Below are 23,261 nucleotides of genomic sequence, written 5' to 3' on the forward strand. Positions count from 1 at the left end.
ATATCTCCCGGTTACTGGTTGGCCGTATCGGTCACCAGGGCAACCCTGGAATAGCCGGCCGCATTCATCACCCCCATCACCTTCATCACCGAGCCGTAATCCACCGCCTGATCGCCATGTACGTAGATACGGTCATCCTTGCGGTTCTCGAAAATCACCTTGAGACGCGGCACCAGCTCGGACAGCCGGATTTCCTCGTCCTGCAGATATATTTTTCCGGCCTTGTCGATGGTGATGGACAGTGGTTTGGTATTTTCAGGCAATGGTTTGGCTTGGCTATTGGGCAGATCAATGGGCACGCCCACCGTCAGCAGGGGTGCGGCCACCATGAACACCACCAGAAGCACCAGCATCACATCCACAAAGGGCGTAACGTTGATCTCGCTCATCGCCTTGTGGCGGCGACGAAAGCCGCTGCGATGGTGCTGTGGCTGGTTAATCGGCCCGGCCATCAGTGCTGTTCCTCGTCAATCTGACGGGACAGGATGGTGCCGAATTCATCGGCAAAGCTGTCGAGCCGGTTGGCGTAACGTCCCAGGTCATTGGAAATTTTATTGTAACCGACCACCGCAGGGATGGCGGCAACAAGCCCCATGGCCGTGGCAAACAGGGCCTCGGCAATGCCGGGCGCGACCACAGCAAGGGAGGAATTATGGGTGATGGCGATGGACTGGAAGCTGTTCATAATCCCCCAGACCGTGCCGAACAGGCCGACGAAAGGGGCCGTGGCGCCGACCGTGGCAAGAAAACTCAGGTAGCTTTCCAGACCTTCCATCTCCCGACTGACGGTGACCCGCATGACCCGGTACAGGCGATCCTGCACCCCCATGGCGATCTTGCCGGTGCCGGAAACAGAACGTTGCCATTCCTTCATCGCCGCGACGAACAATGCGGCCATGGGATGATCCGGATTACGGCGGACCCGCTCGTAAAGCTCTTCCAGCGAATTTCCGGACCAGAAGTCCGCGTCAAACTGGTCGGCCTGGCTGCTGATCCGGCGAATGCGGCGCACCTTGTCGACGATAATGGCCCAGCACCAGACAGAAGATAAAAGCAGAACGATCATGACCAGCTGCACGATCCAGTCCGCCTGGGCAAACATGCTCCACAAGGAAAAGTCGGGAATATTTCCGCCCAGTTCTACTGCTTCCACTGCATTTTGTTCCATAATGATCCTTAACCCCGGAATAAACTAAATATTTTCCATTAAACACTTTATTTTCTCAGGCATTCTTACCGGCCTGCCCGTCTGCCCCAATATGCCTGCCTTGATCACGGCAGAAACCAGAAGCACATCGCCCCGGTAGATTTTCTGCGCCATAATCAGGCTTGCTCCACCGAATTTCTCGATCCCGGTCTTCACCAGCAGTACCTCGTCAAGACGGGCCGGGCTGATGTAATCCACTTCCGCCCGGCGGACCACGAACTGAACGTCATCATCCTGTTCGAAGGCCAGCATGCCCATCTGGTCCACACCGAGGAGCCTGAGCATATCAGACCGTCCCCGTTCCAGATATTTGAGGTAATTGGCGTAATAGACGATCCCTCCCGCATCGGTATCCTCGTAATAGACCCGGACCGGCAGGATATGGATGCCGTCTTCCAGGACACCCGCCAGACTATTTTCAAAATGTGGCGAAAATTCAGTCATCGTCACTTTCTTTGTCAATGTCGTCAAAATCGAACTGGGCGGCGGGATTGGCTTTCGGCAGATCCAGGCCGATATGGGCAAATCCGGCCGGCGCCAGCATGCGTCCGCGCGGCGTTCGTTGTACAAAACCCGTCTGAATCAGGTAGGGTTCGATGATCTCCTCGATGGCGTCCCGGGGTTCGGACAGGGCCGCGGCCAGGGTTTCGATGCCCACAGGACCGCCGCCGTAATTGACCCCGATGCAGTTGAGGTACCGATGGTCCATGGCGTCCAGACCGGCCGCATCCACTTCCATCCGGTTCAGCGCCTTGTCGGCAATTTTTTCGTCAACCACGCCACTGCCGGCAACCAGGGCGAAATCCCGGACCCGGCGCAGCAGCCGTCCGGCAATACGCGGCGTGCCGCGGGCCCTTTTCGCCACCTCGAGCGCCCCTTTGGTTGTCATTTCCACCCCCAGCACCCGGGCGGCCCGGCTGACGATCTTTTCCAGATCCTCGGGTCCGTAAAATTCCAGCCTTGTCGGGATACCGAAACGATCGCGCAATGGCGTAGTCAGAAGCCCGGACCGGGTCGTCGCCCCCACCAGCGTAAAGGGCGGCAGGTCAATGCGTACGGAGCGGGCGGCAGGTCCCTCGCCGATGATCAGGTCGAGATGATAATCCTCCATCGCCGGATAGAGGATTTCTTCCACCGCCGGATTAAGCCGGTGGATTTCATCAATAAAGAGAATATCGTTTTCTTCCAGATTGGTCAGCAGCGCCGCCAGATCCCCGGCCTTGGAAATCACCGGCCCGGAGGTGGCCCGGAAATTAACCCCGAGTTCCCGCGCCATGATCTGGGCGAGCGTGGTCTTGCCAAGCCCCGGCGGGCCGTAAAAGAGTACATGATCCAGCGCGTCGCCCCGGGTGCGGGCCGCCTGAATAAAAATTTCCAGATTGTCACAGGCCTTGCGCTGGCCGATAAATTCCGCCAACCGGGTCGGCCGGATGGTGCTGTCAAACTCGTCCTCCGTGCGGGCCCCGCCGCTGACAAGTCTGTCTTCACCTTCGCTCATTGACTCAACTCCTTAAGACCGAGGCGGATCAGTTTTTTTACATCGGCGTCCTCGCCAAGCTCACGGGCCACCGTGTTGACCGCCACCCAGGCATCCGCCTGTTTATAGCCCAGATGCACCAGCGCCGAGACCGCATCCTGTATGTCGCCCACGCCCTCGGTGACGGCGACAGGAGCGGCGCCATCCCCCTTCAGGCCGGCCTGCACCGGCGTCATGGCAAATTTCGCCACCTTGTCCTTCAGTTCATTGACAATGCGGGTCGCCACCTTGGGGCCGACGCCGCTGGCCCGGGACACCGTGGTCTTGTCCTGGGCGGCAATGGACTGGGTCAGTTCATCGGGTCCGGCCACCGACAGGATCGCCAGCGCCACCTTGGCGCCCACGCCCTGCACCGTCTGCAGAAGCCGGAACCAGTCCCGTTCCAGTTCGCTGACAAAGCCGAACAGATGAATATGATCCTCGCGCACATGGGTGTCGATCAGCAGGGAAACATTTTCACCCATGCTTGACAGGTGATTGAGGGTGCGTCCGGAACAGAACACCAGATAGCCGACCCCGTTCACATCAATCACACACCAGTCTTCCCCCGTACTGTCCAGTATTCCCCTTAGTTTGGCTATCACCTCTGCCGTCTCCCCGGTATGATAATCTGCGCGCCGGGAGGCGCGGCCATGGCTTCCTCCAGCGGGTTTTTCCTTTTACTCATGGTTGAATGAAGGGAGCTGTGCCCGCCGCCGTTATGGGCATGGCAGATCGCCACGGACAGGGCGTCGCCCGCATCCTCGCCATTGATTTCGACCCCCGGCAGCAGCACGCCGAGCATGGCCATAACCTGCTGCTTGGCGGCATGGCCCGATCCGACCACGGATTTCTTGATATGGTTGGGCGTATATTCAGCCACCGGAATGCCGGACATGGCCGGCACCAGAAGCACCACACCCCGGGCCTGGCCCAGTTTCAGGGTCGATGTCGGGTTCTTGTTGACGAAGGTTTCCTCGACCGCGGCGGAATGGGGTTCCCAGTCGGCGATCACTGACGTCAGGCCGTCATAGAGCTGTACCAGCCGTTCGGCGAGCGAGCAGGAGGCGTCTGAATGCACAATACCGTTGGCCACATGGATCAGGCGACTGCCCTCCACATCGATGATGCCCCAGCCGGTCTTGCGCAATCCGGGATCAAGCCCGATCAGACGTTGCCTTTTTGTCACCCGTTCAGCTTCTCCAGAATTTCATCGGAAATTTCATAGTTGCCGTAAACATTCTGAACGTCATCCAGATCGTCCATCACATCCAGCATTTTCATCAGCTTCTCTGCATCTTCCTCGCTGACGCCGACAGTATTTTGCGGTTTCCAGATCAGGCGGGAGGATTTCGGCTCGCTGCCCACAGACTCCTCAAGCGCCGTAGTGACCGTATGCAGGTCTTCCATGGCGCAATAGATCTCGTGGGTTTCATCGTCAGAGTTCACATCCTCGGCGCCGGCCTCGAGGGCCGCCTCGAACATGGCGTCCGCGTCCATGACAGAGGCATCAAAAACAATCTCGCCAACCTTGTCGAACATAAAGGACACACTGCCGCTTTCACCAAGATTTCCGCCATTTTTGGCAAAGGCCGTGCGGATTTCGCTGGCCGCCCGGTTACGGTTGTCAGTCAGGGCCTCGACAATGATAGCGGTGCCGCCGGGGCCATAGCCCTCATAACGCACTTCCTCGTAATTGTCGCCTTCGCCGCCCTGGGATTTGTTGATGGCGCGCTGGATATTATCCTTGGGCATACTGTTGGACTGGGCGCTTTTAACCGCCAGCCGCAGCCGCGGGTTGGCGTCGATATCCACACCGCCCATTTTGGCGGCAACGGTGATCTCTTTCGAGAGTTTACTGAACAGGGAGGACCGTTTTTTGTCCTGCGCACCCTTCCGGTACATGATGTTTTTGAACTTGGAATGTCCTGCCATGGATCTACTTCTTTCTTACGTCTTCTGGTCTTCTTTCAGTTTTCATACTGGCGGGCCCTCGGGCATGAAACCGGCCGCCGGAAAACAGGGTTTCCCCCTTGTACTTCACCGAGTCGGTTTTGTGAACAGGAATTTCAGAAATCCCGGGAATGTCGATACAAAGTGATGTCCGGACCTCTCCCCGACCGGACTGCGATAAAATCGCATGACAATCAAAAGTTTTTCAGAACCGTAAAGTTAACCCGTAAAACTGTCAGAATTTTTTACAAAATTAGAACATTTAAAGGATCTAAATTAAGTAAAATCATTATTTTTCAATTGGTTATAAGATTGGCACACCATTTGCTTTGGGTTTCCCATAATTTAAATAATCTGAGGAAAATTAAAATGAAAAAACTGGGTATTATTCTAACAACGCTTGCGGCGGTGCTTTTTGCCTCTTCCGCCTATGCCGTCACCGTACAGTATAACTTTGCCGGCCTGCAGGACATCGACACTGATTTTGAAACTTTCGCCAATGGCAATGTTGCCGACAGCGGCACCATCCTGGACGTAAACGTCTCCTTTCAGGTTACGCCTGACTATGCCGATGACATCAGCGTGTGGCTTAACCATAACGGCACGTCCGTCCTGTTGATCCCGGCGACAGAGGAAGATGTGAGTGACTCCTATTATGATGCCCTTATGGATGATGAATCCAACAACATCCTGCCTGAGACAGGCACCGTTGACGGTACTTTCAGACCTTTACAAAATCTGAGCGCCTTCGATGGCATGAACGCCAACGGCCTCTGGAGCCTGAGCTTCCTTGATACCTACGAGCCCTTTAGCGAATTCAATGACCTGCTCGGCTGGAGCCTCTATATCACCTATGACGACGACTTTGTCACAGCCGACGTTCCCGAACCCGCCGCCCTCGGCCTGCTTGGCTTTGGCCTCGCCGGTTTCGGCCTCGCCCGTCGCCGCCGCGGCTAAATCGAATAAATATCTTTAAAGAAGGCGGCCTCTGGATGTTACTTCCGGGGGCCGCCTTTTTTTATGCCTACAGCTCGGGAAGGGTTTCTTTCAGGCGGGCGCCGAGCCTCACGGGCTCGATCCGTTTGGCAAGACCGGTGCGGTCGTCGGTTTCGACAAACACCCCGCAGACGGTCCCTTCGCCCATGGCCGGGCTGAAACGGCCACTGGCGATCTTGCGGGTAAAGCGCTGCAATGGTTCTTCCTTGTCCATGCCGATCACCGAATTATAGTCGCCGCACATGCCGGCATCGGTCTGGTAGGCGGTGCCGCCGTCGAGGATCTGGGCATCGGCGGTCGGCACATGGCTGTGCGAGCCGACCACAAAGGACACACGGCCGTCGCAGAAATGACCCATGGCCATTTTTTCCGAGGTCGCCTCGCAATGAATGTCGACAAGAATGAAATTGACGGTATGGCCGAGCCGGTGTTTGGCGAGCTCCGCCTCGACAGCGGCAAAGGGATCGTCCAGCGGATCCATGAAGATACGGCCCATGGCATTGATGATCAGGGCCGTGCGCCCGCGGGAAAGCTCATAAAGTCCGGCGCCGAGGCCGGGCGTGCCCTTGGGGAAATTGATCGGCCGGATCAGGCGTTTTTCCTGACTGATGAACTGGGCGGTTTCCTTCTGGTCCCAGACATGGTTGCCGGTGGTGATGGCGTCAACGCCGCCTTCCAGCAGCTGGTCGCAGATTTTCCGGGTGATACCAAAACCGGAAGCGGCATTCTCCCCGTTGACCACCACCATGTCCAGTTTCAGTTTTTCGCGAAGCTCCGGCAGTTTTTCCAGTACCAGACTACGGCCGGACCGGCCCACAATATCACCCAGATATAAAAATTTCACAAACTGCCTTTCGTTCTTTCGTCCTGGAACCTGTATATATTTTCTTCCGTGATGATCATGTCCAGCGGCTGGTCATGCACATCGGCAAAGACATCATCCCGCCTCTGGCCCTCGAAGGCAAGGCCGATGGTCAGCAGATCCTCGTTGCGGCTCCGGTAGGCATGCAGGGTGCGGTCGTAAAAGCCGCCGCCGTAGCCGAGCCGGTGCCCGGCCCCGTCAAAGGCCAGCAGCGGCACCAGCATCACATCGGGCATGACCTCGTGACATTTCTCGTCGGGTTGTCTGGTGCCGTGCCCGCCGTCCTCCAGCGGATGAACCATATCCCATTCCCGGAACTTGAGCGCATGATCCCTGGCCACGATCACCGGCAGGGCAATACGGAAATGGGCCGCATGCAGCGCCTTCAGCACGGTCAGGCAGTCCAGTTCGCTGCCCAGCGTATGATAGCCGGCGACAATGTCGGCTTCTTCCAGTTCCGGCAGCAGGATCAGTTGCGAGGCGACCTGGCGGGCGGCCATTTCCCCGATTTCATCCTTGAGCTCGAGCCGCTGGGCGGCAAGTTCGGTACGCAGTTTTTTCTTTGTGGTCATGGGGGTGTTACAGATCCGGGTTGTCTCGGGTTACAAATTAGGGAGCGCGGGACCGTCGCTGCCGTGATTTTATGATTAATCCTCCGGAACCTGGTTTACAGGTGGGCGCCGTATAAAGAGACCACGGTCTCCACAGGGACAGCTCCCCGGATGGAAATTATAGCCCCAGGGAATAAAGAAAATCACGCACAGGGCAGTACCCGCGCCGTCCTTATATGTAGGCATGAACAGTCAAAAGGGCAATGGGGGAAATTGAAGAAGAAAACTTAAAACGAACCCTATTTCTCGAAGCTTCATTTATGGACAGTTGAATCACTATCCTATAAAATCCACTTTTAGCTTTAATTTAAGGCTCAGGAGGTGAGAATGAATACCAAATTCAGTTACCTGTATAGGGATGCAGCAAACTATAAAAACTTCCATGATGTTATTATGACTGGAATTGTGGAACTGGATCAACTCGAACCTTTTTTACATGAGGGACAGTTTTTCATTCCCTCCGAAGTCGGGCTCCCGGATTTACAGGATACTCCCCTAACATATGATGATCACATTTGGCATGAGATTTCCGCCGTTACGCCAACAGAAGAAAAACCGACAGTTAACACTCAAGCCGACATTTTCTTAAATCACTTTGCGAGTGTCTCAAAAAATAACTGGAACGAAGACAGTGTGTATAAGAAGAAGGGGATGCTTTGAGTAATAGTAGAGGTCGGCCGTGGACCAGAGAGGAACTGATCCTAGCCATCAACTTATATTGCCAGATACCATTTGGGCAAATTCACACAGGCAATAATGAGATCAAGAAACTGGCGGAAAAACTTGGACGAACCCCGGGTTCCATAAGTTATAAATTGGCAAACTTCGCAAGCATTGACCCCTCCCTTGATAGAGAGGGCGCAAAAAACACCAGCAAGCTGGACCGCGAAGTCTGGAATGAATTCTTCCATAATTGGGATGAAATGATCCTCCAAAGTGTCGCAAGAGCTGATGCTATAGAGCTTCCCTCTCAGGGATTTGGCGAATCTCCAGCCCCTGAATTTCAGTATGGCACAGACGTGGAGAGAACTGTTGCAGTGAGAGCAAATCAGAATATTTTCCGAAGGATGATTTTATCATCCTATGATGAGCGATGCTGTATCACTGGAATCAAAAACACTGAGCTTTTAGTTGCCAGCCACATTGTTCCTTGGTCAAAAGACAATCAGAACAGATTAAACCCCATGAATGGTCTTTGTCTGAACGCTCTCCACGACAAGGCCTTCGACAAGGGGTTGATCACGCTGGGCGAAAAATATGAAGTTATTGTCTCGAGAAAACTGAGCCATCAATTTTTTAAAGAATACGAAAATCAGCCTATTCTGTTACCCCGCCGCTTCCTACCGGACCAAGAATTTTTGGAATTTCACCGAACAAACGTATATGAAAAAGCTAACGCCCTGAACTAAACCCCCTCGAGGGTCCGGGCGAGGGTTTCGACCTTTTTCACCGCCTGTTCGAGGGTCTTTTCAAACACTGCCGGGCTGTCCAGTTCCAGCGAACCGTGTTTCACATCATCGAGCTCGTCGGCCAGAAGGATGGCGGTCATCAGCATCAGGCGGCTGTCGGTGATGGCGCCCATCTGGGATTTGAGCTGGTCGGCCTTGGCGTCGACAAAGGCAGCCAGATTACGCAGGCGCTCTTCCTCGCCGTTGCGGCAGGCCAGATGATACTGTTTGTTGTTAAAGGTGACGATGGTTTCGGCCATGTCCTGCTCCTGCTAACCAGACGTCGTCTAGTGGATTGTTTCTTCTTCAATCAGGCTGTCAAGCTGCCGCAGGGTGATGTCCAGTTCCCGGTCCGCCGATTCGGCCCGCTCCTGAAGTTCCTGGTTTTCCATTTCCAGAATCTCATACTGCTGTTTCAGTTTCTCGACAGCCTGCCTGAGCTGTTTGTTTTCCGATTCCAGACGGCTCATCCGGTCTTCCGCTTCACCGCCGGCCTCGCCGCTTTCCCGCTTGCTGCGGGCTCTGATATCAAGGGCCGCGCGCTCCAGTCTCATGAGGGCTTCGTCAAGCTCGACCCTCAGCTTTTCCGCGTTTGATGTATCTTCCTTGAACGGCATTCTTTCAACCCCTTTTTACGGTCCGGGGACCGTGTATTTTATATTTCCAAGCCTAGACTCATTTGCAGGCGAAAATCCACTTAAAACGATTTTCGGGGCAATTTTTCGTTAAAAATGCCAAAAAATCATCAAAAAATGTAAAATTAACGATAAGAATCTCCATCAGGGGGCAGAAGAATGTTGACGGGCGAGCCGGTTTTGTCCATTGTGCCCGCGACTGAAGACAGAGTGCTTAACTTCATTAATTACACAGTAGACCGGCAAGAGAAATATGACTGCATCACATGGCGATATGGCCAACACGATCCGTGCCCTCAGCATGGACGCCGTACAGGCGGCAAATTCAGGTCACCCCGGCATGCCCATGGGCATGGCAGACGTGGCCACGGTTCTTTTCACAAAATATCTGAAATATGATCCCAAATGGCCGGACTGGCCGAACCGGGACCGTTTTGTGCTGTCTGCGGGCCATGGCTCCATGCTGCTCTATTCGCTGCTGTACCTCACCGGTTATGAAAACCCGACCCTGGAGGAAATCAAGAATTTCCGCCAGCTGCACAGCCCCTGTGCCGGCCATCCGGAATTTTCCGAACTGCCGGGCGTGGAAATGACCACCGGTCCGCTGGGCCAGGGTCTGGCCACCTCTGTCGGCATGGCGCTGGCCGAACGGCTGAGCAACGCCCGCTGCGGTGACATCATCGATCATTATACCTATGTGCTGGCCGGCGACGGCTGCCTGATGGAGGGCGTGAGCCACGAGGCCATTTCCATGGCCGGGCACCTGAACCTCTCCAAACTGATCGTGTTGTGGGATGACAACAGCATCAGCATCGACGGCAATACCAACATCACCACCAGCGACGACCAGATCGCCCGCTTCCAGGCCCACGGCTGGCACACGGTTGCCATCGACGGCCATGACCCGGACGAGATTTCCGCCGCCATCGAGGAAGCAAAGCAGGCCGGCAAACCGTCACTGATTGCCTGCCGCACCACCATCGGCTACGGCGCCCCCAACAAGCAGGGCACCTCGGCCACCCACGGCGCACCGCTGGGCGCTGACGAAATTGCCGCCGCCCGGGATTTCCTGAGCTGGCCCTATGCCCCGTTCGAAGTGCCGGACAATATCATGAGCGCCTGGCGCAATGCCGGACAGCGCAACGCACAGGCTGCCGCCGACTGGAAAGCCGCCTGGGATGCACTTGATGCAGATGTCCGCGCCGATTTCGAACGCCGCCTGAACAAAGAGCTTCCGGCCGGCCTGAAAGACGCCATCAACGCCTATAAAAAGCAGCTGGCGGCAGAACCGAAGAAAGTGGCAACCCGCAAGGCCTCTGAAATGGCGCTGGGCGTGATCAACCCGATCATGCAGGAAACCATCGGCGGCTCCGCCGACCTGACCGGCTCCAACAATACCAAGACTCCCGACATGCACCCGGTGACGCCTGACGATTTCTCCGGCCGTTACATGTATTACGGCGTGCGGGAATTCGGCATGGCCGCGGCCATGAACGGCCTGGCCCTGCACGGCGAATATATGCCCTACGGCGGCACCTTCCTGGTCTTTACCGATTACTGCCGTCCGGCCATCCGCCTTAGCGCCCTGATGAAACAGCGTGTGGTTTACGTCATGACCCACGACAGCATCGGCCTTGGCGAGGACGGCCCGACCCACCAGCCAATCGAACATGTGGCATCCCTGCGGGCCATGCCCAATGTGGCCGTCTACCGGCCCTGTGACGTGGTGGAAACCGCCGAATGCTGGCTTGCCGCCCTCGAAGACGCGGACCGCCCCAGCGTGCTGGTGCTGACCCGCCAGAATCTGGAACAGCTGCGGCTTGAACATACGGACGAGAACCTGTCCGCCAAAGGCGGTTATGTGATGAAAGAGTCCGACGGCGAAGCCGTCGCCACCCTGATGGCCACCGGTTCCGAAGTGGAACTGGCCATGCAGGCGCGCGAACAGCTTCAGGCCCTCGGCATTCCGACCCGCGTGGTTTCCCTGCCGAGCTGGGAGCGTTTTGCCGAGCAGGATGACGCCTACCGGGCCGAGGTCCTTGGCCATACCACCGTCAATGTCGCCATCGAGGCCGGCTCCACCCAGGGCTGGGAACGTTTTGTCGGCCGCAACGGTGTCGTCATCGGGATCGACAGCTTCGGCGCGTCTGCCCCGGCTGATCAACTGTTTACCTATTTCGGGCTGACGGTCGACAATATTGTCAACGCCGTCAAAAAGAAGATTTAATTGTCTAACTAACGGAGATTACCCTCATGACAACTCGTGTAGCTATCAACGGTTTTGGTCGTATCGGCCGTCTCGCCCTGCGTGCGATTTACGAATCCGGCCGGACCGACATTGAAGTCGTCGGCATCAACGATCTTGGTCCTGTGGATATGAATGCCTATCTGCTGAAACGTGACTCCGTTCACGGACCTTTCCCGTTCGACGTCAATGTCAACGGTGACGTGATCAACCTGGGCCGCAACGACATCAAGGTGACTGCCGAGCGCAACCCGGCCGACCTGCCCTGGGGCGACCTGGGCGTTGACATTGTTTACGAGTGCACAGGCATCTTCACACACCGCGACAAGGCCAAGGCCCATCTCGACGCCGGCGCCAAGAAAGTGCTGATCAGCGCACCGGGCACCGAAGTTGACCTGACTACTGTATATGGCGTCAACAGCGACAAGCTGGAAGCCGGCCACACCATCGTGTCCAACGCCTCCTGCACCACCAACTGTCTGGCCCCTGTTGCCCAGGTGCTGAACGATCTGGTCGGTATCGAAAAAGGCTATATGACCACCGTGCATGCCTACACAGGCGACCAGCCGGTGCTTGACACCCTGCACAGTGACCCGCGCCGCGCCCGCGCTGCCGCCCTGAGCATGATCCCGACCTCCACCGGTGCAGCGAAAGCCGTTGGCCTGGTGCTGCCGGAACTGGCCGGCAAGCTGGACGGTTCAGCGATCCGGGTCCCGACACCCAACGTGTCCATGATCGACCTGAAATTCGTCGCCAAGAAATCCACCTCGGCCGATGAAATCAACGCCGCCATCCAGGAAGCCGCCAACGGCCGTCTGAAAGGTGTTCTGGCTTACATTGATGAGCCAACAGTTTCCATCGACTTCAATCATGATCCGCACAGCTCCAGCTTTGATTCAAGCCAGACCAAGGTTATGGACGGCACGCTGGTCCGGGTGCTGAGCTGGTACGACAACGAGTGGGGCTTCTCCAACCGTATGTCCGACACCGCCAAAATCATGGCCTCCCTCTAATCTGAACCGGGGGAGCCTGATGGCGACTTTTAAAAACATTGAAAGCCTGGGCGCGCTTGACGGCAAGCGCGTCCTCGTTCGCGCCGACCTGAACGTGCCCATGAGCGACGGCCAGGTTTCCGACGACACCCGCATCCGGTCTGTGACACCGACCATCAAGGCGCTGGCCGACAAGGGTGCCCGGGTTATCGTCCTGTCCCATTTCGGCCGGCCCAAGGGCCAGGTCGTCCCGGACATGTCGCTGGAAGTTCTGGGCCAGCCGCTGGCCAACATCACCCGGCTGCCGGTCTCCTTTATCAATGAATGCATCGGCGACGAAGTGGCGGAAGTCATTGACGCCATGGAACAGGGCTCCGTCCTGCTGCTGGAAAATGTGCGTTTCCATGCCGGTGAGGAAAAGAACGATCCTGACTTTGCCAGGGCGCTGGCCGCCAACGGCGACGCCTATGTGAATGACGCCTTTTCCTGCTGCCACCGGGCCCATGCCTCCACCGAAGGCATTGCCCATCTGCTGCCCAGTGCCGCCGGTCTGGCGCTGGAAGCAGAACTTGTGGCGCTGGAAAATGCCCTCGGCACCCCGAAACACCCGGTCGCGGCCGTGGTCGGCGGCGCCAAGGTCTCCACCAAGCTCGACGTGCTGACCCATCTGGTGGAAAAAGTCGACCACCTGATTATTGGCGGCGGCATGGCCAATACTTTCCTTGCGGCGCAAGGGATAGATGTGGGCAAGTCGCTGTGCGAGCATGACCTGGCCGACACCGCCCGGGATATCCTGAAGCGCGCCGAGGCAGCCGGCTGCAAAATCCACCTGCCGACCGATGTGGTGGTGGCGAAGGAATTTGCCGCCAATGCGGCCAACCGTACCGTGGCGCTTTCCGAAGTTGCCGCCGACGACATGATCCTGGATGTGGGCCCGGACAGCGTGGCGGAGCTTGCAGGCGCCCTCAAGGGCTGCAAGACCCTGATCTGGAACGGTCCCATGGGCGCCTTCGAGATCGAGCCCTTTGACATGGCCACAGTCGCCCTTGCCAAAGCAGCAGCAGTACTGACCGAGTCCGGCAGCCTGCTCAGCGTGGCCGGTGGCGGCGATACGGTCGCGGCCCTCAACCATGCGGGCGTGGCCGACAAGTTCACCCATATTTCCACCGCCGGCGGCGCCTTCCTCGAATGGATGGAAGGCAAGGAGCTGCCGGGAGTAAAAGTCCTTGAAGTATAGCTTTTGTTAATGTCCCGGGCCTGAAGGGTCCGGGATTTATATTTAAAACAAGATCATATACAGAAATACACAGATAGAGATAACGAGGTAAATGACATGAGAATGACACGCAAGGTAAAGCAGATCCTTTCCTATTATGAAAGTGACAATCCGGGCACCAAAGCCAACCTGGCCCGCATCCTGATGAACGGCAAACTCGGCGGCACCGGCAAAATGATCATCCTGCCGGTTGACCAGGGTTTCGAACACGGCCCGGCCCGCAGCTTTGCCCCCAACGCCCCGGCCTATGATCCCCATTACCATTACCAGCTGGCCATCGACGCCGGCCTCAATGCCTATGCCTCCACGCTGGGCATGCTGGAAGCAGGCGCCGACACCTTCGCCGGCCAGATCCCGACGATCCTGAAAATCAACAGCTCCAACAGCTGGGCCATGACCAAGGACCAGTCCATCAACGCCAGCGTCAATGATGCGCTGCGCCTGGGTTGTTCCGCCGTTGGGTTCACCATGTATCCGGGGTCCGAATTCGCCCTCGAGCTGATGGAAGAATTCCGCGAGATCGCCGAGGAAGCCAAGGCTGCCGGCCTCGCCGTGGTGCTGTGGTCCTATCCGCGCGGCGGCAAGCTGACCTCCGCCGGCGAGACCGCCATGGACGTGGGCGCCTATGCCGCTCACCTGGCGGCCGAACTGGGCGCCCATATCATCAAGGTGAAACTGCCGAGCGACCATCTGGAACAGCCGGAAGCCGAGAAAGCCTTTAAAGAAGCCGGTATCGACATTTCCACCCAGGCCGCCCGCGTCGCCGAAGTGATGCGCTCCTCCTTCAACGGCCGCCGTATCGTGGTCTTCTCCGGCGGCGCCAAGAAAGGCGCCAACAGCATCTATGACGACGCCCGCGCCATCCGCGACGGCGGCGGCAACGGTTCCATCATCGGCCGCAACACCTTCCAGCGCCCGCGCGAGGAAGCGATCGACATGCTGAACAAGATTATTGCCATCTACAAAGGCCAGGACTAACATTTCCTGACCGCCACCGAATGAAACAGAACCGGGCCCGCTTCAAGCGGGCCCGGTTTTTTTGTTGGTTGCCATCAATTAAATACACCTATAAAGTTTATAATACTATACCCATAGGTGCACTTAAATATGACCATTGCTTCTGAGAACTTAGAAGATTTCAAAATCATGCTTGATGGAATCAATGATTTTGCAAACAAGTGTAGAGATCCTGAATCTGCACTTGATACAGCGAAATCAATGGGAATGGATATTCTTAGATATCAAATAGCACCCTCAAACGGTTTCTATGAACGTCATAAGGAACTCGATAAGAAAATACTTGATAGCTTACGACATGGAAATTTGAATATACAGCGCAAAGGTTACTTAGCACTTTGCCGCATAGTAGATCGAACTTTATACAAATCAAAGCCACCCATTCGAAATAAAATCGCATTTTCAACACTGAGTAAGAGAGTTGTGGATTTATTCCTGCTCGAAATGGCCGTCCACAAAAAAACTATGAATCAATCTCTAGCGGACAGCATTATCAATAAATCAAGAAATAACATTCTCAAAGAACTAGCCCCAACAACTCATTTTTATCCTTGCATAATTACAGATGATAAAGTGTCAGATGAATTCAACTTTGGGCCTGTTACTTTCTATACGAAAGACAGGTTTTTGGAAAACTACGAGCATGAATTTAGAACTGATGAAAATAACAAATTGCACACGAAAGCATTAGAATATTATTCTCAATTTCCTTGGATCGCCAAAGTATTTGTTCCACAAGTTGAGATCGAAAAATCCAGACAGATGTCAAAACAAGCCGTAATCTATGCATTAAGTGTGATTAAACTCATTTTAGAGCCACATGCAGGAAAGCGTATAAAACTCTGTGGTGGCACAGAAAATCCATATATGGCTGAATTTAAGATTCTAAATGATCAGCCCTATGCTATGATCACCAGCACGGCGAAATACATCAGTGCAGATGACAAACTATCCAACATCCTCCACGAAAATCTGGATCGAATTTCCAATTTGTCTGGACAACTATTAAGCTTTTTTCTCTCAGGAGAGGAAGTAGCATTAATTTATCAAAGATTGCTAAACTCTATCTGGTGGTTTGGTGATGCCGTTAGTGAAATTTCGGAAAGCGCCAAAATCGTAAAATACGTAAATGCAATAGAAGCAATAGTAATTACAGACGATAATAAAACAACTGCTCAATTCAACAATCGTGTATTAGGGCTTGTAACTCCTGTAAGAGAATACCTTTTCGATGACACGATGAAACTCGATAAGAAGATCAGCAAACTTTATGATCTAAGATCCAAACTTGTTCATGGAAGAAAAAGCCCGATTGATACTAAACTTGCCGAAAATATTTTCTTTGCACATGATTTAGCAAGCAAAGTTATTATCAGCTCTTTTTATTGGACTTCTATGATCGCCGAAAAAGATCACAACATGACTATTAAGTCGATACACAAAGAATTTGAGAATTCATTAGAAGAATTCGTCCGAAAATGTGCATCTAGTTAAAGAGAAACACCATGAATAACCAGTCAATCCATTTTGCCGCCCGCGATATCCTTGCCCGGCTGGACAGTGGGGAAGAGGAAACCATTCCCTTTGACATGGTGGAAAAATTGTCCCGGGGCGAGGAGCATCCGCTGGCGCTCTGGCGCAAGCACCGCGACCTGAAGGCCAAGGAGCTGGCGGAACAGGCCGGGATCAGTAGTGTTTATCTGTCCGACATTGAAAACCGCCGCAAGCCCGGCACCCTGCCCTTGTTCATGAAATTTTCTGAAATCCTCAATGTCGCCCTAGACGATCTGGTCGACTGGCCGCAGGATTAATTCTTCATGTCTATGCTCAAAAATCTCTTTCACTGGCAACGGGGCAGGCAGAAAAGCGGCTATGACAAAATGCTGCTCTGCAGGGCCTATTGGCCGGTAAAGTTTGACATGTACCTGCTTCGTTTCCCCGAGGGCAGTGAAATCCCATTACATCGGGATCGGGTAGATAACGGCGAACATTATCGTCTCAATATTGTCCTAAAAAAGTCCCGGATCGGGGGACAGTTTATTTGCAACGAGCCGATTTTTGAAACAGACAGAATAAAACTGTTCCGTCCTGACATTTCCGAGCATAAGGTCTCGAGAGTAATCAGAGGCAGTCGCTATCTATTGAGTATCGGCTGGATCAGAGATTAGCCAGACATTTTTCCTTTGGAAATCCTCGCTGACACCCCCCTGCCCTCAAATTACCGCTGTTCCTGCCTGCTGTTTTTCGATAGTCTCACGGAAACAAGCCACAGGATCAAAAGCCGCAGATGGAAGAACATTATCACGCCCTGACCTACCTCGCCAGCATCCTGGCGGCTGCCTTTGTCGGTGGCGCGGTGTTCCGGAAATTCAAGCAGCCGGTGATGATCGGCTATATCATCGTCGGGCTGGTGCTCGGCCCGTCGGTCCTCGGCCTGGTGGCGGGGCGGGAGGAGGTTTCGCTGCTGGCCGAACTCGGCATCCTGCTGCTGCTGTTCGTCGCCGGGATGGAGCTCGACCTCAATAATTTCAAATCGGTGTCCCGCATCGCCCTGATCACCTGCGCCGCGCAGATTGCCCTCGGGCTGGTCATCATGTTCCTGCTCGGCTGGCTGCTGGACTGGCCGTTCAACCGGTCGGTGCTGATGGGCTTCGCGATCTCCCTCAGCTCCACCGCCGTGGCCCTGAAAATCCTCGAGGATATGAACCTGAAGGACACGACTATAGGTCATTCCAGCCTTGGCATCCTGATCGCCCAGGACCTGGCGGTCATTCCCATGATCCTGATCATCGGCGCCATGCACACGGCGGAGGGGTTCAACTACTGGGGCATGGCCCGGCTGGTCATCGCCGTGGTGGTGATGGGCGGCATCATGTATGTGCTGACCAAAAAACCGCGGGCCTTTCTCAGGCTCTGGGTCCGGTTCGAACGGATCAAGGGCGAGGCCATGCAGGGACAGGCGGCGATCACCGCGCTGGCCTTCTGCTTCACCGCCTCGGCCGTGGCCGGTTTCTTCGGACTGTCGGCCGCCTACGGCGCCTTCCTTGCCGGGATCGTGCTCGGCCATACCATGAACCGGCATCAGCTGGAGGAGCACACCCGGCCCATTTTCGATGTCATGATCATGGTGTTTTTCCTGTCCATCGGCCTGCTGATCGACCTGCAGTTTCTGTGGGACCACCTGCTCGCGGCCTTTGCCGTCCTGTTCCTGACCATGTGCCTGAAGACGGTGGCCAATGTGATGATCCTGCGCTGGCTCGGCATGGCAAAAAGCGAGGCTTATATGACCGGCGCGGTGCTGGCCCAGGTCGGTGAATTTTCCTTTATCCTGGCGGCCATGGGCCTAGGCGCCGGGACCATCGACAATGACAGTTATAAATATGTGGTGGCGGTCATTACCCTGAGCCTGCTGTTCACGCCGCTGTGGCTGTATCTGGTCCGGCACAACGACAAACTGCCGCAATTTGAACTCGCCAGCCTGAAAGACCAGATCGAAAAGCTGAGAAAAAACGGCGCCAGCGGCGACGTGCGCAAAAAACACGGCGGGAAGAATGACCAAAGCCCCCCGTCCGACGACGACACCCAGGCAACATGATAGCCACACACCAGGTCCGCTTTTTATTTGACCGGGACGCGGATTGGGATATCAATAGATAAAACAGTCAGGATGGAATAAATGGCAGAAACACGTCTTTACCTTATCTCACCTCCCGCGATAGACCCGGAGCAGTTCGCCGAACAACTGAAAGATGCGCTGGACGGTGGCGATGTGGCAAGTTTCCAGTTGCGCCTGAAAGGCATTCCAGATGTGGATATCGAGCGGGCGGCAAAGCTGCTGATGCCGATCTGTCACAAGCATGACGTGGCCTTCCTGATCAACGACCACCCGAAGCTCGCCGCTCGCCTGAAGGCAGACGGGGTGCATATCGGCCAGGACGACACGCCTTACGCTGACGCGCGGGAGATTGTCGGTCCCGACAGCATTGTCGGCGTCACCTGCCACAACAGCCGTCATCTGGCCATGGAAGCCGGTGAAGCGGGTGCCGACTATGTGGCGTTCGGCGCCTTTTTTCCGACCGAAACCAAGGACGTCAGCCACAGCGCCGACAAGGAAATCCTGACCTGGTGGGCCGAACTGTTCGAGATCCCTTCGGTCGCCATCGGCGGCATTACAGTGGACAACTGCCGGGAGCTTATCGAAGCCGGGGCCGATTTCATTGCCGTTTCAGGCGGGGTCTGGAACCATCCTGAAGGCCCGGGCGAAGCCGTGCGTCAGTTTAATCAGATCATCTCGGAAGTCTGATCTTCCGGGTCAGGTTCCGCCTGCCTGCGTTCCCCGTACCGCTGGCGGGCGACTTCCCGGTTGCGTTTTTTCTTCTGTTCCTTCTGACGAATGCCGATGACGACCCCTCCGCCCCCGACCAGTCCGAGAAGACCAAGGGGAACATGAACGGGGAATTCCTCCTCTTCTTCGACGATCTCGAAACCGGGATGAGCATAGCCCTCATAGTCCAGGGTCGCGCCAATCAGTAGATAGTCCCCTTCCCCGTCCAGTGTAAAGGGCAGGATACCATCCTCCGACAGGTCACGCAGGGCCTCCAGGCTGAGGAATTTACTGCTGATGGAAAATTTGTCGGCAAATCCGTCCCATTGTTCGACCAGGGTCCGGCTGGTCAGCGAATAGGAGGCCAGTTCGCCGCCCGTTTCCGGATCAGGCTTCAGCCCCATAAAGCTTCTGCTTTGTCCCCGGTCATGCCGCTTTTCATGCTTGCGGCGGCTGGTGGCGGCAAAAAACCTGTCCGCCCCGATCTGCAGCCGGGCAACCTCGATCGGGTTTGAATAAAGAGTATAGATATCCTGGGTATATCGCTGCTCAAGCGCAGGCTCCTCAGTCCCGATAAGGCTTCGGGTTACGGTCCGGAGGGGCCGCCCGTCTTTCTCAGGCCGACCCCTTCGTTCCTTCACCTGCCATTGATCATTATCCTTGAAATAAAACGAAATCACCAACCGTGTCAGGGTAACCTGGGGGTTGTCGCCCCACTGTCCCCTGAGATCGAATTGTCCCTGATAAGGGCTATCCCCGCGGATCAGAATTTCCTCAGAGGAAAGACTGGCACTGCCTTTCAGGGTCGCAGCCGCCGTGGCGTCCACACTCCAAAGAGTGAAGAAGGTGCCGACAAGCGACATTTTGAAACCATCCCGAATCCGGTAGTCCGCCACTTCTGCTCCAGCGGGAAAAGTCCGACCTTCTGCCTGTTTCCCGTATTGGGGGAAGTTTCTTTCCCTCAAGTTGAACAGAAATTGTAGCCAACAAAAATATCCGATCCCTTAAAAATAGCTAAAAACTTATCTGTCTTGTTTCCTGTTTTCGGCCATCAGCAAACAATTTGTCCGAAACCGGATTAACCCAATATGAACCATCAGGTTCAGTAACGGTTCATGTGCCAGTCGCTATAAAGGGGGCACAACATTTTTTTCCTCCCTAGAGTTAGTGTTGTAAAATACTCAAGGGTCGCAGCTTTTCCCCCCTGGCTGCGGCCCCTTTTTTATTTGCAAATTGACAAACATATGGCAGCATGCCGGCCATGACTGAGAACAGACCACATATAGAAATATCAAAACTTGAGCCAGGCACCGGGCTGGACGACTGTTTCATGATCCGCCGGAAAGTCTTCATCGATGAACAACATGTCTCGGAAGAAGAGGAAATGGACGGCCTTGATGACCGGGCCGACCAGTATCTGGTTCATGTGGACGGCCGCCCGGCCGCTACCGCCCGGGTCCGCTATCCGGACGGCACCAAGGGCAAGGTGGAAAGAGTTGCTGTACTCAGGGAATTTCGCGGGCTTGGCCTGGGTCAGAAAATCATGGAAAAAATCATTGAAGATATTTCCGATCGGCACGGCATAAAAGAAATCCTCCTGGCCGCCCAGACACGGGTGACCGGATTCTATGAAAAGCTGGGTTTTACAGCCTATGGCGAGGAATTTCTCGACGCCAATATTCCCCATTTCTGGATGACCAGGCCGCCGCTGGCGAAATAGCCCGGACCACAAGGGAACATTCGCCCCTTTGCACTTTTTCCAGAAGTTCGGTCTCAGGTCAGATTTTCACATCCTTGACCCATTTTTCCGCCAGATCTCCGGAGATCGGGAACTTGAACTTCTCCCCCTGAAACGCCTTGATCATCAGCATGATCCAGGCAATGAGGCCGACCAGGCCGACCAAAGGCATCAAGGGGATGCCGATAACAGAAATCATGAGAAGAATATAAATAACATTCAGTCCGCCGAAGGTAACAATGGACTGCATGGCATGAAAGCGCACAGTTTCATTTTCCTTCTCGATCAGAAGAAAAATAAGCCCGCTTATCCAGCCAAGCAGATAACACAGGAGGCCGGCGACGTTTTCCTCTATTCCCGTACTCGTTTTTTCACTCATTTTATTCCCCTATCATTGGTGACCCAAAAAAGTCTAACCCTTTTCCGCTCCGGTTTCCAGCATGGTTAACAAAAAGTTAACACTATCCTCACCCTTGCACGGCCCCGTGACATTGTTTACATCAGTGGCATGACATATCCCGTTTTATATAGTTTCCGGCGTTGTCCCTACGCAATGCGTGCCCGCATGGGCCTTGCCCATGCCGGGATCACCTGCGAACTCAGAGAGGTTGTCCTTCGGGATAAGCCGGCGGAAATGCTTGCCCTGTCCCCCAAGGCCACTGTCCCGGTCCTGCAATTGCCCGACGGCACGGTCCTGGAGGAAAGTTTCGATATCATCAAATGGGCTCTGTCCCGGAATGATCCGGACAACTGGCTGTCCCGGCTTGACGATGCCGAAACGCTGGTCGCGGAAAATGACGGCTCTTTCAAGCAGTCCCTGGATAAATATAAATATGCCAGCCGCCATCCCGAAGAGCCGCAATCAAGTTACAGGGCACAGGGTGAAACCTTCCTTGAGAAGCTGAACAGCATTCTGTCTGAACAACGCTTCCTTGCCGGTGACCGGCCGGGCCTTGCAGACATTGCCGTTTTCCCCTTCATTCGGCAGTTTGCTTTTGTGGATAAGGACTGGTTTGACCAGCGTCCCTACGATGGGCTGAAGGACTGGCTTAATTTCCATTTGGAAAGCGCCCTGTTCAGGAACGTCATGACAAAATACGAGCAGTGGCACAGCGGAGATTCACCGGTGCTATTTACCGCTTTACACTCCCCTACTGACCTGAGTCAATGAATGGCGAGAATACTTGGCGCACTCTGAGTTAAATGATATGATCGCCGCTCAGGAGAAAGTATATGACAGCGCTGAATGTGGATACCATCAACTATATTGTGTCGCTTGCCCGGGAAGTCCAGCAGGACGCTCCCGACATCATCGAGGCGGAACTGGCTGAATCCCATGACAGTGAATTTCTGACTACCGATGACATTGCCCAGATTGCCGATGAAGGCAAGATGGAAGACCATGCCCAGGATACCACTTATCAGGCTTTTGTCGGCGCCGTTAAACGCATGAATGAGGAAGAGCGCAACGAACTGGTTGCGCTGATGTGGGTTGGGCGCGGCACCTATGGCAAGGATGAATGGGAACAGGCCGTCGCCGCCGCCGCGGAAGCCTCAAATGATCATACCGCGGATTACCTCATGCGGGCCCCGCTTCTTCCCGATTATCTGGAAGAAGGCCTGGCGCAGATGGAAGATCTTCTAGAAGAGGAAGAGTAACTGTCCAGCCGACCGTTTTTCAGGCGGGCCAGCCCCCTCACACCTGACTTATTTTTAAATATTCTCCGGAAAAATCGCGAAAAATCTTGATTCAGTAGAGTGTTGTTAATTTTTTATTATACCATATTAGAATATATTCACTCTCTATTTAGAATTATTAAAATCAAGTGCAGACCCGTGGTCCCGAGGATAATATAGTCAAATGAATAGAGGGCAACTCGTCTTTCCGCCTGAAGACAAAGAGAAGCAGGTCCATACGATTCTGGAGGAGGCCCCTCTTACTGACGCCTCGCTGATCCAGTCTTCGCGCTTGAAAGAAGTTCTGGATATCTGGCAACAGACTGCCGGCGCGACTGGCATTCCACCCTGGAGTTCGTTTAATCCGATGGATTTTACGGACCTGCTGCCGGCAATGAGCGTCTATAGTAACGAGGGAAGTCTGGAAGCACCTGATTACCTCCTGAGACTGGAAGGTGATCTGAGTTCCAAGTTTTTCAATGTGCCTACCTCTATGACCAGGATACAGGACATCCATAGTCATTCTCAGAAAGATTATCTGATCAACCATCTAACCACGGCCCTCCGTCAGAGGAAGCCGAACTATATTGTGCGCAACCTGGGCTGGAACAAAGGCCGGGACTATATTGAATATGAAATTCTGAGCCTGCCCTTCACCAGCAGGGAAGATGGAACCGCAGACAGGGTTTTATGCGCCAAGGTCTTTCAAAACAAATATTCCTCGCCGGATTCCTGACTAGCCCTCGCCAAAACCACTTGCTTGT

At 54.7% G+C, this 23,261-nt stretch carries 29 protein-coding genes and 1 other RNA gene; 16 read left to right on the forward strand and 14 right to left on the reverse strand.

From position 1 onward, the window contains the following. Positions 1-11 precede the first annotated feature (11 nt). Genes tolR through ACORNT_RS01170 form a run of 7 tightly spaced genes read right to left on the reverse strand, consistent with a single transcriptional unit; the run spans position 12 to position 4,658 of the window. On the reverse strand, positions 12-452 hold the full coding sequence (gene tolR, locus ACORNT_RS01140; protein WP_321394169.1) for a protein TolR: 441 nt from the start codon (positions 450-452) through the stop codon (positions 12-14). Next, a complete protein-coding gene (gene tolQ / locus ACORNT_RS01145; RefSeq protein WP_321394171.1) occupies positions 452-1,168 on the reverse strand; it encodes a protein TolQ in 717 nt (238 codons plus the stop codon). The genes tolR and tolQ overlap by 1 nt, the downstream gene beginning before the upstream one ends. A gap of 24 nt (positions 1,169-1,192) precedes the next feature. Further along, positions 1,193-1,651, reverse strand: a complete 459-nt coding sequence (gene ybgC, locus ACORNT_RS01150; RefSeq protein WP_321394173.1) for a tol-pal system-associated acyl-CoA thioesterase — start codon at positions 1,649-1,651, stop codon at positions 1,193-1,195. Further along, positions 1,644-2,705 (reverse strand): Holliday junction branch migration DNA helicase RuvB, encoded by a 1,062-nt coding sequence (gene ruvB / locus ACORNT_RS01155; protein ID WP_321394175.1) that lies wholly within the window; start codon positions 2,703-2,705, stop codon positions 1,644-1,646. The genes ybgC and ruvB overlap by 8 nt, the downstream gene beginning before the upstream one ends. Then, entirely contained in the window at positions 2,702-3,328 is a 627-nt protein-coding gene (gene ruvA, locus ACORNT_RS01160) for a Holliday junction branch migration protein RuvA (protein ID WP_321394178.1), read from the reverse strand. The genes ruvB and ruvA overlap by 4 nt, the downstream gene beginning before the upstream one ends. Next, entirely contained in the window at positions 3,325-3,912 is a 588-nt protein-coding gene (gene ruvC / locus ACORNT_RS01165; protein ID WP_321394181.1) for a crossover junction endodeoxyribonuclease RuvC, read from the reverse strand. Before ruvC ends, ruvA begins: the two co-directional genes overlap by 4 nt. Further along, entirely contained in the window at positions 3,909-4,658 is a 750-nt protein-coding gene (locus ACORNT_RS01170; RefSeq protein ID WP_321394184.1) for a YebC/PmpR family DNA-binding transcriptional regulator, read from the reverse strand. The genes ruvC and ACORNT_RS01170 overlap by 4 nt, the downstream gene beginning before the upstream one ends. 387 nt (positions 4,659-5,045) lie before the next feature. On the opposite strand from ACORNT_RS01170, the gene ACORNT_RS01175 reads away from it, so the two are divergent. Next, positions 5,046-5,633, forward strand: coding sequence for a PEP-CTERM sorting domain-containing protein (locus ACORNT_RS01175; RefSeq protein WP_321394187.1), 588 nt, complete (start codon positions 5,046-5,048; stop codon positions 5,631-5,633). A 67-nt stretch (positions 5,634-5,700) separates the two neighbouring features. Here ACORNT_RS01175 and ACORNT_RS01180 read toward each other — a convergent pair whose 3' ends face one another. The 3 genes from ACORNT_RS01180 to ssrS form a co-directional block, all read right to left on the reverse strand. Then, the gene (locus tag ACORNT_RS01180; protein ID WP_321394190.1) at positions 5,701-6,516 is read right to left on the reverse strand and encodes a TIGR00282 family metallophosphoesterase; all 816 of its coding nucleotides are present in this window, start codon (positions 6,514-6,516) and stop codon (positions 5,701-5,703) included. Further along, positions 6,513-7,106, reverse strand: coding sequence for a 5-formyltetrahydrofolate cyclo-ligase (locus ACORNT_RS01185; RefSeq protein WP_321394193.1), 594 nt, complete (start codon positions 7,104-7,106; stop codon positions 6,513-6,515). The genes ACORNT_RS01180 and ACORNT_RS01185 overlap by 4 nt, the downstream gene beginning before the upstream one ends. A 45-nt stretch (positions 7,107-7,151) precedes the next feature. Further along, positions 7,152-7,309, reverse strand: a non-coding RNA gene (ssrS, locus tag ACORNT_RS01190) — 6S RNA. A gap of 163 nt (positions 7,310-7,472) precedes the next feature. On the opposite strand from ssrS, the gene ACORNT_RS01195 reads away from it, so the two are divergent. Together ACORNT_RS01195 and ACORNT_RS01200 are read left to right on the forward strand one after the other, a co-directional pair. Beyond that, positions 7,473-7,805 (forward strand): hypothetical protein, encoded by a 333-nt coding sequence (locus ACORNT_RS01195; RefSeq protein ID WP_321394196.1) that lies wholly within the window; start codon positions 7,473-7,475, stop codon positions 7,803-7,805. Beyond that, positions 7,802-8,554: an HNH endonuclease gene (locus ACORNT_RS01200; RefSeq protein WP_321394199.1), complete on the forward strand. Its 753-nt coding sequence runs from the start codon at positions 7,802-7,804 to the stop codon at positions 8,552-8,554. Before ACORNT_RS01195 ends, ACORNT_RS01200 begins: the two co-directional genes overlap by 4 nt. Here the strand turns inward: ACORNT_RS01200 and ACORNT_RS01205 are convergent. Next, on the reverse strand, positions 8,551-8,853 hold the full coding sequence (locus tag ACORNT_RS01205) for a cell division protein ZapA (RefSeq protein WP_321394200.1): 303 nt from the start codon (positions 8,851-8,853) through the stop codon (positions 8,551-8,553). The genes ACORNT_RS01200 and ACORNT_RS01205 overlap by 4 nt on opposite strands. Before the next feature lie 27 nt (positions 8,854-8,880). Then, positions 8,881-9,210, reverse strand: coding sequence for a hypothetical protein (locus ACORNT_RS01210; RefSeq protein WP_321394203.1), 330 nt, complete (start codon positions 9,208-9,210; stop codon positions 8,881-8,883). A 271-nt stretch (positions 9,211-9,481) separates the two neighbouring features. Between ACORNT_RS01210 and tkt the strand changes: the two genes are divergently transcribed. The 9 genes from tkt to thiE all read left to right on the forward strand — a co-directional run bounded on the left by tkt (position 9,482) and on the right by thiE (position 19,061). Beyond that, positions 9,482-11,455 (forward strand): transketolase, encoded by a 1,974-nt coding sequence (gene tkt, locus ACORNT_RS01215; RefSeq protein WP_321394204.1) that lies wholly within the window; start codon positions 9,482-9,484, stop codon positions 11,453-11,455. A gap of 26 nt (positions 11,456-11,481) precedes the next feature. Then, the gene (gap, locus tag ACORNT_RS01220; protein ID WP_321394206.1) at positions 11,482-12,486 is read left to right on the forward strand and encodes a type I glyceraldehyde-3-phosphate dehydrogenase; all 1,005 of its coding nucleotides are present in this window, start codon (positions 11,482-11,484) and stop codon (positions 12,484-12,486) included. Between the two features lie 19 nt (positions 12,487-12,505). Next, positions 12,506-13,702: a phosphoglycerate kinase gene (locus ACORNT_RS01225; RefSeq protein WP_321394208.1), complete on the forward strand. Its 1,197-nt coding sequence runs from the start codon at positions 12,506-12,508 to the stop codon at positions 13,700-13,702. A 96-nt stretch (positions 13,703-13,798) separates the two neighbouring features. Beyond that, positions 13,799-14,719: a class I fructose-bisphosphate aldolase gene (locus ACORNT_RS01230; protein WP_321394211.1), complete on the forward strand. Its 921-nt coding sequence runs from the start codon at positions 13,799-13,801 to the stop codon at positions 14,717-14,719. Between the two features lie 129 nt (positions 14,720-14,848). After that, positions 14,849-16,252, forward strand: a complete 1,404-nt coding sequence (locus ACORNT_RS01235; protein ID WP_321394213.1) for a HEPN domain-containing protein — start codon at positions 14,849-14,851, stop codon at positions 16,250-16,252. An 11-nt stretch (positions 16,253-16,263) separates the two neighbouring features. Then, positions 16,264-16,569: a helix-turn-helix transcriptional regulator gene (locus ACORNT_RS01240; RefSeq protein ID WP_321394216.1), complete on the forward strand. Its 306-nt coding sequence runs from the start codon at positions 16,264-16,266 to the stop codon at positions 16,567-16,569. A gap of 6 nt (positions 16,570-16,575) precedes the next feature. Beyond that, positions 16,576-16,926, forward strand: coding sequence for a hypothetical protein (locus ACORNT_RS01245; protein WP_321394219.1), 351 nt, complete (start codon positions 16,576-16,578; stop codon positions 16,924-16,926). 119 nt (positions 16,927-17,045) lie between these two features. After that, complete coding sequence (locus ACORNT_RS01250; RefSeq protein ID WP_321394222.1) at positions 17,046-18,353, forward strand: cation:proton antiporter; 1,308 nt, start codon at positions 17,046-17,048, stop codon at positions 18,351-18,353. An 81-nt stretch (positions 18,354-18,434) separates the two neighbouring features. Continuing rightward, complete coding sequence (thiE, locus tag ACORNT_RS01255) at positions 18,435-19,061, forward strand: thiamine phosphate synthase (protein WP_321394225.1); 627 nt, start codon at positions 18,435-18,437, stop codon at positions 19,059-19,061. Here thiE and ACORNT_RS01260 read toward each other — a convergent pair. Beyond that, positions 19,040-19,978 carry a hypothetical protein gene (locus tag ACORNT_RS01260; protein WP_321394227.1) on the reverse strand — a complete coding sequence of 313 codons (939 nt, stop codon included), beginning with the start codon at positions 19,976-19,978 and terminating at the stop codon, positions 19,040-19,042. The two genes, thiE and ACORNT_RS01260, sit on opposite strands and share 22 nt — an antisense overlap. 365 nt (positions 19,979-20,343) lie before the next feature. Between ACORNT_RS01260 and ACORNT_RS01265 the strand changes: the two genes are divergently transcribed. After that, positions 20,344-20,802 carry a GNAT family N-acetyltransferase gene (locus tag ACORNT_RS01265; protein ID WP_321394230.1) on the forward strand — a complete coding sequence of 153 codons (459 nt, stop codon included), beginning with the start codon at positions 20,344-20,346 and terminating at the stop codon, positions 20,800-20,802. Positions 20,803-20,860: 58 nt separating this feature from the next. On the opposite strand, the gene ACORNT_RS01270 is transcribed toward ACORNT_RS01265, so the two are convergent. Then, the gene (locus tag ACORNT_RS01270) at positions 20,861-21,199 is read right to left on the reverse strand and encodes a DUF4870 domain-containing protein (RefSeq protein WP_321394233.1); all 339 of its coding nucleotides are present in this window, start codon (positions 21,197-21,199) and stop codon (positions 20,861-20,863) included. A 129-nt stretch (positions 21,200-21,328) separates the two neighbouring features. Between ACORNT_RS01270 and ACORNT_RS01275 the strand changes: the two genes are divergently transcribed. The 3 genes from ACORNT_RS01275 (at position 21,329) to ACORNT_RS01285 (ending at position 23,233) form a co-directional block, all read left to right on the forward strand. After that, positions 21,329-21,991, forward strand: coding sequence for a glutathione S-transferase (locus ACORNT_RS01275; protein ID WP_321394236.1), 663 nt, complete (start codon positions 21,329-21,331; stop codon positions 21,989-21,991). Positions 21,992-22,053: 62 nt separating this feature from the next. Then, positions 22,054-22,479, forward strand: coding sequence for a DUF3775 domain-containing protein (locus tag ACORNT_RS01280; protein WP_321394240.1), 426 nt, complete (start codon positions 22,054-22,056; stop codon positions 22,477-22,479). Between the two features lie 202 nt (positions 22,480-22,681). Further along, entirely contained in the window at positions 22,682-23,233 is a 552-nt protein-coding gene (locus ACORNT_RS01285; RefSeq protein WP_321394243.1) for a PAS domain-containing protein, read from the forward strand. The last annotated feature ends 28 nt before the right edge of the window (positions 23,234-23,261 follow it).

This window comes from Emcibacter sp. (genome assembly GCF_963675455.1).
GTDB lineage: Bacteria > Pseudomonadota > Alphaproteobacteria > Sphingomonadales > Emcibacteraceae > Emcibacter.